General features: G+C 49.3%; 8 protein-coding genes. 1 reads left to right on the forward strand and 7 read right to left on the reverse strand.

What is annotated here, in order from left to right; translation table 11 throughout:
* Positions 1–261: 261 nt before the first annotated feature.
* Positions 262–1062 carry an acetolactate decarboxylase gene (budA, locus tag PBN151_RS11855; RefSeq protein WP_083545112.1) on the reverse strand — a complete coding sequence of 267 codons (801 nt, stop codon included), beginning with the start codon at positions 1060–1062 and terminating at the stop codon, positions 262–264.
* Positions 1063–1117: 55 nt separating this feature from the next.
* Positions 1118–2767, reverse strand: coding sequence for an acetolactate synthase AlsS (alsS, locus tag PBN151_RS11860; RefSeq protein WP_072729277.1), 1650 nt, complete (start codon positions 2765–2767; stop codon positions 1118–1120).
* A 318-nt stretch (positions 2768–3085) separates the two neighbouring features.
* Here alsS and PBN151_RS11865 point away from each other — a divergent pair, with 318 nt between their 5' ends.
* Positions 3086–4177 carry a M24 family metallopeptidase gene (locus PBN151_RS11865; RefSeq protein ID WP_065293757.1) on the forward strand — a complete coding sequence of 364 codons (1092 nt, stop codon included), beginning with the start codon at positions 3086–3088 and terminating at the stop codon, positions 4175–4177.
* A gap of 171 nt (positions 4178–4348) precedes the next feature.
* Here PBN151_RS11865 and PBN151_RS11870 read toward each other — a convergent pair whose 3' ends face one another.
* The 5 genes from PBN151_RS11870 to PBN151_RS11890 form a co-directional block, all read right to left on the reverse strand.
* Positions 4349–4987 (reverse strand): ArsR/SmtB family transcription factor, encoded by a 639-nt coding sequence (locus PBN151_RS11870; RefSeq protein ID WP_072729091.1) that lies wholly within the window; start codon positions 4985–4987, stop codon positions 4349–4351.
* Between the two features lie 12 nt (positions 4988–4999).
* Positions 5000–6307, reverse strand: coding sequence for an MFS transporter (locus tag PBN151_RS11875; RefSeq protein ID WP_072729092.1), 1308 nt, complete (start codon positions 6305–6307; stop codon positions 5000–5002).
* Positions 6308–6485: 178 nt separating this feature from the next.
* On the reverse strand, positions 6486–9203 hold the full coding sequence (locus tag PBN151_RS11880) for an alpha-mannosidase (RefSeq protein ID WP_072729093.1): 2718 nt from the start codon (positions 9201–9203) through the stop codon (positions 6486–6488).
* A gap of 93 nt (positions 9204–9296) precedes the next feature.
* Positions 9297–10583: a glycoside hydrolase family 125 protein gene (locus tag PBN151_RS11885; protein WP_021257221.1), complete on the reverse strand. Its 1287-nt coding sequence runs from the start codon at positions 10581–10583 to the stop codon at positions 9297–9299.
* A 271-nt stretch (positions 10584–10854) separates the two neighbouring features.
* Positions 10855–12339 carry an ABC transporter substrate-binding protein gene (locus PBN151_RS11890; protein ID WP_072729094.1) on the reverse strand — a complete coding sequence of 495 codons (1485 nt, stop codon included), beginning with the start codon at positions 12337–12339 and terminating at the stop codon, positions 10855–10857.
* Positions 12340–12380 lie beyond the last annotated feature (41 nt).

A 12380-nucleotide genomic window follows, 5' to 3' on the forward strand; every position in this document is an offset into this window, starting at 1 on the left:
AAGGCATCAGGGGATTTACCCTTCATTAGCCATCACACACAACCTTGTCTCCTTAACAAAAAAAGACCCAAACGGGCTCCTTTCTCTCCCATTCAGGCCTTCTTGGCATATTGTAAACTTACTCGTGTACACGCTGATGCTGCAATTTAAATGCACACTGTACGGGTACTATGAATGTACGAGTACGTTGTACGGGGGTACGATTCGTTCGTTCAACGTGCGGGTTCTACGTATGCTTTACCAGCATGATTGACTCCTGAATTAACCTTCTGCCTTCGCAATTTCTGCATCGAGATCGCGGCTCGTCAGGTCAGCGTTCATGAACGCTTCGGTCTCAGGGAAATGCATATGCACCTCTGACGGCTTGCCTATCTGCACGATGCCTGATTTGAGCTGCAAATCCAGCACATGCCCGCCGCCTGTACGTGCATCATCAACGAAGTGATGGTGGTAGCCTGCTACAGCTATCCCTTGAGCAAATGCCGGCATGCGGAACGCTGCTACAGTTCCCTTTTTCTTCTCCAATGTGAATGTTGGCTGAGATTCGATTGCCTCCAAGAACGGGCGGAATGGCGGCTTCTGCTTCGCAACGGTACGTGTTACTACACGCTCGAACTCCCCGTCAATACGAATCGCATAGAACAGGTTCAGGCTCGGGAGCAGGCTGTCTATCAGCTGCTCTAGATGGCTGCGGCTCATTGGCTGGTTCACACGGAATGTCTTGACTGGCTGGAAGAACGTTACGGAAGCAAATGGAGTTCCGTCTTCCGGCTGCACGGGCGTTACACTGCTGTCGGAGCGCAGGCGATAATAGTCTCCATCGAAGGCGATTAATTCCCCATCCAATTCATTGAATGTGCCTATACCGAAGTCGCCATGCTGTCTCAGCTCAGCCATTGTCATGCTTCCCTCGAATACACCGTCGAGCAGGGCGCTCATGGTAGATGTCTGGAAAATGGTGCTTGGCTGCTCTGAGCGGTGTTCCGCTTCTCGTTCCGTTGTTGTATATGAGTCCGATGGACGTAATGTTGTGTTGACTGGATGTTCCAATACGGCATTCATCTTATCTGTTCCTCCTTGTTGCAAGCTGTACTTTCCCACGCTGCCAGATGCATTCTTAGTGGAATTGGTCTGGGAGCAGCGTATCTCCAAGCGCGATATTATCACTGTAATCGACCGGAATGTCAATAACGACAGGCCCTTCTGCTTCAAGCGCCTTCTTCAGTGTCGGCACCAGCTCGGCAGGATCCGTGACACGGTAGCCAGTGGCTCCGTAGCTCTCTGCGAACTGCACCATGTCTGGCTGGCCGAATTCGACACCTGCAGTCCGGCCATATTTCATTTGCTGCTGGAACGCAACCATGTCGTACGTGCCGTCATTCCAGACGAGATGGACAATCGGCAGATTCAAGCGAACGGCTGTTTCAAGCTCCATCGCAGAGAACAAGAAGCCCCCATCCCCTGATACGGATACCACCTTCTCATTCGGACGAACCAAGGCAGCAGCGATGGCCCAAGGCAAGGCGACGCCAAGTGTCTGCATGCCATTGCTGAACAGCAGGCGGCGCGGCTCATAAGAGCGGAAGTAACGCGCCATCCATATATAATGAGAGCCCACGTCACACGTTACCGTAACGTTGTCATCGATGACGCTGCGCAGACCATGAATAATTTGCAAGGGATGAACCGTTCCCGGCTTCACCTTCTGCGGCGGCTCGCACGCCTCTACCAGCTTCGCAAGCAAGGAATCGCACAGCACCTTCGCTTCTGGCGTCCGCTGCAAGCCGGCCAAGTGCTTCGTCAATTCCTGCACGGTACGATCGATGCTTCCGAGCAGCTCCATCTCAGGCTGGTAATCATGATCAATGTCGGCTTGGACATCATCGAGATGAATGATGTGGCGCTTGCCATCATGATTCCAGAACTTCGGATCGTATTCCACGGGATCGTACCCGATGGTCAGCACAACATCCGATTGTTCAATCAGCTCATCCCCCGGCTGATTGCGGAACAATCCGATACGGCCGAAGAAGTGAGCCTCCAATTCGCGAGAGATGGCACCTGCCGCTTGGAAGGTCTCTACAACCGGAATGTTGGTATGTGCGACCAACTGCCGAATCGCATAGACTGCTTCCGGCGAGCTTGCCCGCATCCCAAGGAGAATGACCGGGATGCGGGCACTGCGCAATGCTTCAGCCGCCTCGGCTATTCCTTCGGAAGGAGCCGCTCCAAGCCGTGGCGAAGGCAATGGCCCAATCGCCGATACCTGTACCGGACTAGTAATTACATCCTGCGGCAGGCTGACGAAGGCTGCACCCTGACGCGGCGAGGTCGCTGCACGGAAGGCATTCGTCAGCACCTCCGGCAGGTTGTCTGGATGCTGCACTTCTGCGCTGTACTTCGTAACCGGCTGGAACAGTGCTGCATTGTCCATGGATTGGTGTGTCCGCTTCAAGCGATCTGCACGAGATACAGCGCCACCTAAGGCAACCACTGGATCTCCTTCCGCCGTTGCAGTAACAAGACCTGTTGCCAAGTTGGATGCCCCTGGTCCAGATGTCACCAGGCACACCCCTGGTTTGCCTGTTAATCGCCCTACCGCGGCAGCCATGAACGCTGCGTTCTGTTCATGCCGACACACAATTAAAGAAGGGCCACGATCAACAAGTGCGTCAAAAACGCTGTCAACCTTAGCCCCTGGAATTCCAAATATATGAGTGACGCCTTGACGATTCAGGCAGTCTACGACAATGTCTGCTCCACGCATAGTGGATGATTGTGAATGGGTAACGGAATCGACACGATGGTTTTCAACGCGTTCGCTTGTTTGATGGTTCGTGCGAGTCTTCGTAGTGTTCATGACGGTCATTCCTTTCCTCATGGCGATAATTGGCATAATACTAGTACAGTATAAAACACATGTTGTGAAAACACATGAAAATAATCAGTCTGTATTATATATAATACTCCTTTTTTGTATTTTGTCTATTCGCATTTTTTAATCGGTCATGGTACATTCGAGAATAGATGCCTGGCTAATGATCCTAGACTACCTTATACTACCGAACGAAAGGATAGATTTTCGATGAATGATAAATGGAACAAGCTCCATTCCGCCATGGAGCAAAGCGGCATTGACGTGATGCTCATTACCGATCCCAAACATGTCTATTATTTGACTGGCTTTGCTTGTGATCCGCATGAGCGCTTCCTTGGAATCGTAGTCCCTCAACAGGGCGAACCAACACTGATTGTACCTGTACTGGACGGGGACAAAGCAGCCGCTGTATCTGTGGTGCAACAGATTGCTACCCATACAGATACAGACAACCCTTATGACATCCTGAAGCAGCATCTGCCACAGCAGGCAGCTCGCTTCGCGATCGAGAAGGGACATATGTCCGTACAGCGCTATGAAGCATTAACGAGTGCAACAGCAGCGAAAAGCTTCGTAGATGCAGGCCCAATCCTGCAGGCGATGCGTGTCATCAAGTCGGAAGAAGAAGTCGTTCGCATGAAAGAAGCAGTTCGACTTGTCGAAGCTGTTCTGCTGGAAGGCGTAAGCCGAGTTAAAGTGGGCATGAGTGAAATCGAAATGGTGGCAGAGCTTGAATATTTGATGAAGAAGCTTGGTTCAGACGGCCCATCCTTCAGCACGATGGTGCTGGCTGGAGAGAATGCAGCACTCCCGCACGGCGTACCAGGTTCCCGCAAAATAAAGGAAGGCGAGCTTCTCTTGTTCGATATGGGCGTATACGCGAACGGGTATGCCTCTGACATTACGCGCACATTCGCCGTAGGTGAAGTGAATGATACTTGCAAGGAAATTTACAATACGGTGCTCGCCGCGAACATGGCAGCCATTGAAGCTGTGAAGCCAGGTGTTACGTTCGGCAGCCTTGATCGCACAGCACGCAAGGTCATTGCGGACAAAGGCTACGGCGATTATTTCACCCATCGTCTCGGTCATGGCCTCGGCATCGATGTCCATGAGTACCCATCTGTACATGAGCGCAACGAGGATGTGCTTGAGCCGGGCATGCTGTTCACGATTGAACCGGGCATCTATGTGCCGAAGGTGGCTGGCGTGCGCATCGAGGATGATGTCATCGTAACCGCAGACGGTGTTGAGGTATTGACTTCTTATCCAAAGGAACTTACGATCATCGGCGGGTAAGGCATTTCCTTCTAAAAGAATCCATACGTAACTTGGAGAAGCATTGTATGTACCGTACAAACCTCCAAAAACAAACACCCACCCTCCTGCTTATCTTAAGCATGGAGGGTGGGTGTTCTTCTGCATATTCGATTAACTCAACTTAGATCCAAATTGGAACAAAAGCTTTCGTCAATCATCCATCATCTCGCTCTTCTCGACAGATTCCCGGTTCGGAACATCCTTCAATCGATAGCTAAGCGTAACGAATACATATTCATCCTTAGTCTTCTGCTCCCGCAGTTCATCATTGGCAATCAGGGATTGTTCCGGATTGAAAGGGGGCGCCGCATAGTTGGATGAGATCGCATGCTGTAAATAATACGCCTTCTCCGCCCATTCCATCGGCGTCATTGAGGAATAGGCAATCTTCAAATCCGCAGGCAAATCCTCACCAAACTGTCCTTTTCGCATTCCATCCTCGATTACGTCCATACCTTGATGAGTAATGCGCAGAAGCTCCTGTACAATCAGACTGGAATGCTCCTGTGATAATTCCTTCCCCAACGTATAGCTACGCTTCTCTTGATTTGCAAGATAATACTTCTCGATTAGATTCCCCTGCTGCTTCGTCTCAATGAGCTCCAGCAGCCCGGCCTCCTCCAGCTTTTTCACATGGTAGTACAGTCTGGATGGCTTCTCATCCATTATCTCTGCCATCTGCTTTACCGTAATCGGCTCGTTTTGCGCAAGCCGCAATATTTGCATTCGGCGCGGATCTAGCATGATCTTCAACAGCTCGACATCGTTAATTATTCGTTGCTCTTGCAAGCTGTCCCCTCCTTAGTCTGAAGAAGACATCGCTAGGTCTCCTCCTGCCATACTCGCTTCGTTCGTTGTTCGAAGTGCTTGATTATATTTTAACAGAGGGAAAATAGCCACGACAATAATAAGCAGCAATCCGGCAAGCGCGGTGGCAAGCAATACGCCGAACATAGAAGCGAATAACCCGCCTATGCCTATGCCAAGAACCGTGCCAGCTTGCGACACAGAATCGAATACGCCCGATCCGCGGCCTCTCATTTCATCTGGCATAATCGTAATAAACAAACTGCTAAGCGGCACGTTCGCGCAGGCCGTCGATACGCCAAGACCAATCGACCATACATATACACTCAGCACGCCGCTCTCTTGATACAGCGAATACAGCGGCACAATGAGCAAGCAGAATAGGCCGATAACCCCGACTGCCCCGAGCAGCAGAACATTGGAAGCCATCCGCTTCATGAGATAAGGTGCAGCGAGCGCCCCCAATATGCTGCCTATTGCCACCATGCTGGAAATGAAGCCAAAATGCTCGGCAGGGATGCGGAAGGTTTGCAGCAATGCCGCATTCAGGTTTGTATTGATGACACCCACGACAAGCATGATCGGTACAAGCAGCAGAAGAAGCGCGAATAATCCATCGTGGCGGTAAATCGTGCGCAGCCCCACCTTCAAGGATTTCCAGTACGGTTCCTTCTCAGCAGCTGACTGCTTGCGCACCCCGCGTTCATCTTGGATATCTTCATGGGTTCGATCAGGAGTAGGTATTGCTTTGGACATCGCATAAATAAACAAAGCAGACAGCATAAACGTAAGTCCATTAAAAAGGAATAGCCGGTCAAAATGACCTAGTGGAATTAACAGCCCCGCAATCGATGGCCCCACCAGCCTCATAGCCATATAAGTAGCCTGCGAGAAGGAAACGGCCTGCGGGATATTCTCTTTCCCAATAAGACTGGGCACTATAGCGGAGCGCGCAGGCTCAAAAAACACGGTGCCGATATTTTGCAGCAATACTAAAGCATAAATTCCGTATAAATTGTTCTGGGATGCGATAAGCAACATGACAATGATCGCACGGTAGATATCAGCGGCCATCATGATATGGCTACGCTGGAAGCGATCAGCGATCGGGCCTACGAATGTTCCAAGGAGCATGCTTGGCAGTACATTAGCGAGTACGACAAGACTAATAGCCAGCGGATCGCTCGATAAATGAGCGACAAGAAAGATAACAACGAGCCGTGTAATACCGTCACCAAGCTCAGAAATGATTTGGGCAAGCCATAGAAATCGGAATGCGCGATTGTTTATGAGCAGCTTCATAAGGAACCCTCCACTAAGGTTATTTTTATCGTTAAAATTTATTTTAGCGATAAAAATGTTTTTGTAAAGGGGTTATTTCCCTGTTCGCAAAATAAATATGAATTGCTGTGCAAGCTCATCTGACAACAAAAAAGACGCTTGCGAGTCTTCGCAAGCGTCTTTCCTATGATCATACGTATTATTTTTGGATACCGAGCGAGAAGATCTCAGCACTGCTCAACGCAACACTTACTTCAAGGTTATTCGTGGAAGCAATGTTCTCTTGAACTTCTTCCATGATGTTGCTGCGGTAGAAGCCTTTCGCAGCTTCTGGAAGCGATACGTTCAGAGCAGCTTCTTCATGCTTGAAGTTGAACCAACGGCCGACCATGTCGCCTGTCTCTTCTGCCATCTTCAAGGAGGAGAACGCTACGCCTTCGCCGTTCCATGCCAGGAATGCATGGTTCACTGGGAACTTGCCTTCCTGCACTTCTACTTGGCGTACAACCCAAGGCACTTGGAACGAATGTGCTTCCGCGTAAGCGCCAGAAGCAACTACGTCGCCAGCATGCGGGATGATTGCATATTCAGCCGTATGAACGCCGATGCACTGCGCTTCTGGTGTCGGGAAGTAGCCCCAGTCGCCAAGCTCGCCGGAAGAGCGAAGCAGCGTAACTGCAATCGTGTTCTTGTTGTCTTGCGATACTTCGTATTCGAACAAGCCCTTGTTCGCAACCGTCAAGCCCAGCTTGCCGTCGCTTACGCTGACAAATGTGTGCTGATGCTGATCGTTGCTTGGGTTCTCCCATTCCTTCGCTGGAATGTTGTTGCGGCGTGCCGCTTCGAAGATCGATTCCGCCAAGTGTGTTTCGGACTCAAAGCCGCTTGGGAACAACGCTCTTACGCGGTGATCCTTGGACTTGTTGTCCATCGTTACATGAACATCAACGCGCTTGGCACCGCGATCGAGCGTATAGCGAGTGATGATGCGGAATGTAACCAATTCAGTCGAGCGCTGTGCCTTGCGAAGGTTGAAGTCCACAATGTCGCGGCGCTCTTCTTCCAATTTATCGTCAGCGGATACTGGAATGCTCCAGTTATGCGCCACTTCGATTACCGCACGGTATGGCGTATTTTCTACAACCTTGCGCTCTGCCTTCAGCCCTGCCGTCGTAAGCGGCTTGGAGCCTGCAGGCATGCGGAACATGTACTCGTTCCCGATGTCGCCTGCATCTTCATATACGTTCAGGCCAGCATGCGTATGGCCAGTCGACTTGTCTGTCAATGTAAGCGAACCATCTTCCGCAACGACTGCCTTTAAGCGATCATTTTCAAGTGTGAACTCGCCTGTCACAAGGCTAGCCCCTTGCTCCTTCGATGCACCTGTCACCCAGGCAAGCGTCTTATAACCGAATGCAGGGATGTCTTGTACTTGCAAGCGCACCTTCACTGCACGCGCCATATATGGCTGACGGAACTTATCCTTCGGCAAGTCATAGCCGAAGACTACGCCCGCATCTTCCCATTCGCAATCCAACACATTGCCGTCTGCGTCGACAACTGCGCCTGGCACGATTGGATCCTTCTTCATTTCCGCTGCCAGCTTCATCGGATGAGCTTCGCGGAAGTAGCGGCGAGACAATTCGATTGTCACTTCCACTACGCCGTCGCGATTGTATCCTGTCGAGTTGAATACGGTAAATGGCACAGCTTGCTTGCCGCTATATACGGATGTATCAATCTGCTTCAGCAGGCTGTCTACCGTCTCATTAATAATTGTCTCTGTTGTATGCTTCGACTTCTCGAAGCGTGTCACCATTTCACGGTGCACTTCGTCCACGCTGCAGCCGCAAATGCTATCATGCGGATGGTTCTGCATCAATGTCTTCCACGCATACACGAACAGGTGGTGTGGGTATGGCTTGCCTGCTTGGTGCGCAATTGCCGCAAGCGGCTCTGCTACCTTCTCAAGCAGCGTCTGGTTCTCTGCGTTCATTTGCTTCAAGTACACACGGGAGGACGCTGTATTAACGAGCGTATACCAGCCGTCTGTACGTTGGCTGCGCAATTCGCCGTGTACTGTCTGCAGGTTCTCAGGCAGCTCCTTGCGAAGCTCATCTACATAATCGTTGAAGTTGGAATGAACGAAGTCCACATCCGGGAACAGCTTCTTCGCCACTTCAATCGCTTTGGACAGATCCGTTTGAATCGGCTGGTGGTCACACCCGTTCATGAACAACAAGTGGCGTGTAGATGCGAATTTCTCCGCATTCGGAATTTGCTTGTCCCAATAAGCGACTGCCTGCGGCTCATCAACAGGTACTTCCATTCCGTTACAGTACCAGTTCGCGAACAAAATGCCGATGACGCGCGAGCCGTCTGGGGATTCCCAGATCATCTCGGAGAACGGCGATTCATATGCTGCATCTTCCGATACTTGGTTGTTGAATCCAGTTGGCTTAACACCGCGGCCGAATACAGCCACATCAATGCCGGATTGCTTCAAAATCTGCGGCGCTTGGCCCATATTACCGAATGAATCCGGGAAGTAGCCAACCTTGGAAATGTTGCCGCCATACTGCTTCGCATCGCGATGACCGATTTGCATATTGCGCACATTCGCCTCGCTGCTTGTCAAGAACTCATCCTGCAGGATGTACCAAGGGCCGATATGAATGCGGCCTTCTTGAATGTACTTCGTCAGCTTCTCCTTCATTTCAGGGCGAACCTGCAAGTAGTCTTCCAACATGATCGTTTGTCCGTCCAGATGGAAGCTCTTGAAGCCTGGATCGTTATCGAGTGTATCAAGGAGCGTATCCATCAATTCAATCAATAAAGTGTGATGATACTCGTAAGGCATATACCATTCGCGATCCCAGTGTGTATGAGAAATGATATGGGCTGTCTTTTTTGTCATGTTGTTTCCCTCTCTTCCATGATGTGTGTGATAGAGGTGCCAGTATTCCTAATGATCTGACTTTGCTGCATGAGCGATTGGCTTGCTTATTGCTTATTCCCCTTTAAGCCAATGTTCGCGGAAAATCAGTTCTGAGAACAAGCTGTTCGACCAAGCGAACCATTCACGTGTGAACTGTGCAGGATCATCCACATGGAAGCCTTCATGCATGTAACCTGTGCCTGCATCTGTCGTTGTGAGTAGCTCGATCAGGGAAGCAATCTCTTCCTGCGAGTTTGCTGTCAAGCCTTGCATCGACAAGGCAATATGCCAAATGTATTGATCCGGCGTATGCGGGCTGCCGATACCCTTCGCTGCTTTACCGGAGTAGAAGTAAGGATTCTCTTCACTCAGAATGAAGCGGCGTGTATTTTGATAGATTGGATCGTCTGCCGTTGTATAACCAAGGTACGGAATCGCGAGCAAGCTAGGCACGTTCGCATCGTCCATCAGGTTATAGTTGCCGAAGCCATCTGTTTCATAAGCATAGATTTTGCCGTATTTCGGGTGGTGGAAGATGCCGTACGCTTGAATGCCTTCGTCGATTTCTTCCATCAGTGCGCGAGCCTTCGCGGCAAACGGCGCATCTTCATAAACCGTTGTTGCGATTTCTTCCAAGTACCGCAGCACAACAACCGCGAACATGTTGGAAGGAACCAAATAGCCAAATGTGCACGCATCGTCACTTGGACGGAATGCAGACCATGTCATGCCTGTATAGTTGACCGGCATACCCATGCCATTGTTCTTGAGCGTATCTGTCTTGCGGCAATCCATCCGCTCGAAGCGGTATGGCGATTGCGCAAAGTGACGCTGTTCCGTCGTCCACAGATCCATGATGATATGGGCAACCGTCTTATATTCACCGTCAAATAGGGAAGTGTCCCCTGTCTCTTTCCAATACAAATAGGACAATTGAAGCGGATAGCAGAGGGAGTCAATCTCATACTTGCGTTCCCATACCCAGCCGTTCAGCTTCGTTTGGTCACGGTGATGAATTTCATCCAGTGCTACTTCTTGTTCATTAAATGCATTTGCATAAGGGTCGATTTGAATATATTTCAGCTGCTTGCGTACTAATCCGGCAATGACGCGTCGCACATCCGCATCGTCCTTCGCAAGCGGCATGTATTGGCGTACCTGAGCGCTGGAATCGCGCAGCCACATGGCTGGAATATCTCCAGTAAAGACGTAGGATGTACCGTCTTCATGCAGCTTAGTTGTTGTTTGCAGCGTATTCGGGAAGCAGTTCAGGAACTGCTCCATCAATTTCGGGTTATAGGCCAATTTCGTCTTTGCTTCTTCCATCACGCGAAGCACGGCTTGTGGTAGACGTTCCATGTCGGCTCTCTCCTTTTCACTTATGATCACAACGCAAGTGAATTATTTGTATTATAGCAAATAAGATAATTAATATATCAATTATATTGTAATGATTAGGATGTGAAAAAACAACCAATTATTTGTCCAAAATAGTACACAATCAGGTGAAGCGAAGCGCTCCACCTGATTGGATACAAAGGGCTATTCATTTCGCTCTGCACGTTGTTGTCGCCATGCTCTAGTTGTCAAATCTGCTGCTGGGCGAAATTCAATCATGCCCCGGTATTGATTACTTCTTGGATGCTTTCCACTCATCCAATTGTTTTTGCATTTCAGCCATTACTTTGTCCAAGCCAGCTTGCTTGAACTTCTCTACTGCTTTAGGAACGTAAACTTTAGGGTCTACAGAACCTGTATACAGAGATGCATAGAACTCTTCTTTTACGTTTGTCAAAGCCGTAATCTCAGTTTTCACGCTGTCAGCGTTGAAGTGGAAGCCGAGAAGCGGCGCATTTTTCGCGGAATCGTTGAATTTCGCGAATTGTTCCCATTTGTCTTTAGGGTCAGAAGGCAACTTATCCAAGATGAAGAAGTTACCAAGTGTAAATGCTGGCATATCGTAACCTTCTGTCTTAGCAGGCAAGTATTCCACTGTGCTATCGTCAATACGTTTGTAGTGAACGTCTTCGATACCGTTGTTCACCAGGTTGCGCAAGTACTTGTCAGAGTTGAGCAAGTTCAAGAATTCCATTGCTTTCTCTGGGTACTTGGAGTTCGCGGAAATACCGTGCATCGAACCCATTACAGACCAGTTGTAAACATAAGGCTCTGTGTAAGGAGTAGATACAACTGGATAGCCGAGCGTTTGTGACCATTGGTTGTCTGCGAACGGTTGAGTGTCCGGCATGTCAACGAACCATTTGCCCGTTTTCATTTCATCGCCGTTTTGTGCTGTAGCCGCGTCTTTCTTTACGTAACCTTTTTTGTAGTATTCATGCATCGTCTCGAAGCTCTTCATCATGTCTGGTTGTTCCAGAACGTTGACGAGTTTCAAGTCGTTCGTATCCGTCAATGCTACACCGATTGGCAAGTTTTCGTTAACCAAGTCGTAAGGAACACCGAACTTGAATTGCTTGTCAGCAGACACTGGATACAATCCAGGCTCGCCTGCTTTTACTTTTGCAAGAACTGGCTCCAAATCGTCCAAAGTCTTGATGGAGTTGATGTCGATGTTGTACTTATCAACATATTTCTTGTTGAAGCGGAATACTTTTTGAGCTGGAAGCTCTTTATTTACAGGAATCGCGTATGTTTTACCTTCGATTTTAGCACCTTCCAAGAAGGATGGATGAACGTTCTTTTTAATATCTTGACCGTATTTGTCTAACAGCTCATCCAGTTCATAGAACGCGCCTTTTTTAGCGTTCTGTACATAATCAAATGCCCATGAGGACGTGAAAGCGATATCAAAAGGTTCCCCAGAAGCGGCGATTACCTGCATCTTTTGGTTGTAATCGCCCCAGTCGAACATTTTCATTTTGATTGTAGCGCCGATTTTTTCTTTCGTGTACTCGCTGACTTTCTCCATTACCTTGTCAACGTCTTTTTGCGGAGTACCGATCGTGTACCAGATCAGTTCTACTGGCTTTTCGTCTTTTTTGTCTCCTGCTGTGCCAGCCGCTTCATCTTTTTTATTTCCGCAACCTGCGAGAACCAAAGATGCGACCATGATGAGGCAGAATGTCATCATCAGCATTTTTTTTGCCTTAGCCATTTTGTTACCTCCCCTTTTTGTACCACGCTGAATGTTTATAT

Origin of the sequence: Paenibacillus sp. NAIST15-1, assembly GCF_001894745.1 — a bacterium.
GTDB classification, from domain to species: Bacteria; Bacillota; Bacilli; order Paenibacillales; family Paenibacillaceae; genus Paenibacillus_B; species Paenibacillus_B suaedae.

Excerpts from the sequence above, each read along its gene's own strand:
- PBN151_RS11890 (WP_072729094.1), bottom strand. The coding sequence starts at position 12,339 with ATGGCTAAGGCAAAAAAAATGCTGATGATGACATTCTGCCTCATCATG.
- PBN151_RS11875 (WP_072729092.1), bottom strand. The coding sequence starts at position 6,307 with ATGAAGCTGCTCATAAACAATCGCGCATTCCGATTTCTATGGCTTGCC.
- PBN151_RS11885 (WP_021257221.1), bottom strand. The coding sequence starts at position 10,583 with ATGGAACGTCTACCACAAGCCGTGCTTCGCGTGATGGAAGAAGCAAAG.
- PBN151_RS11865 (WP_065293757.1), top strand. The coding sequence starts at position 3,086 with ATGAATGATAAATGGAACAAGCTCCATTCCGCCATGGAGCAAAGCGGC.
- PBN151_RS11880 (WP_072729093.1), bottom strand. The coding sequence starts at position 9,203 with ATGACAAAAAAGACAGCCCATATCATTTCTCATACACACTGGGATCGC.
- budA (WP_083545112.1), bottom strand. The coding sequence starts at position 1,062 with ATGAATGCCGTATTGGAACATCCAGTCAACACAACATTACGTCCATCG.
- alsS (WP_072729277.1), bottom strand. The coding sequence starts at position 2,767 with ATGCGTGGAGCAGACATTGTCGTAGACTGCCTGAATCGTCAAGGCGTC.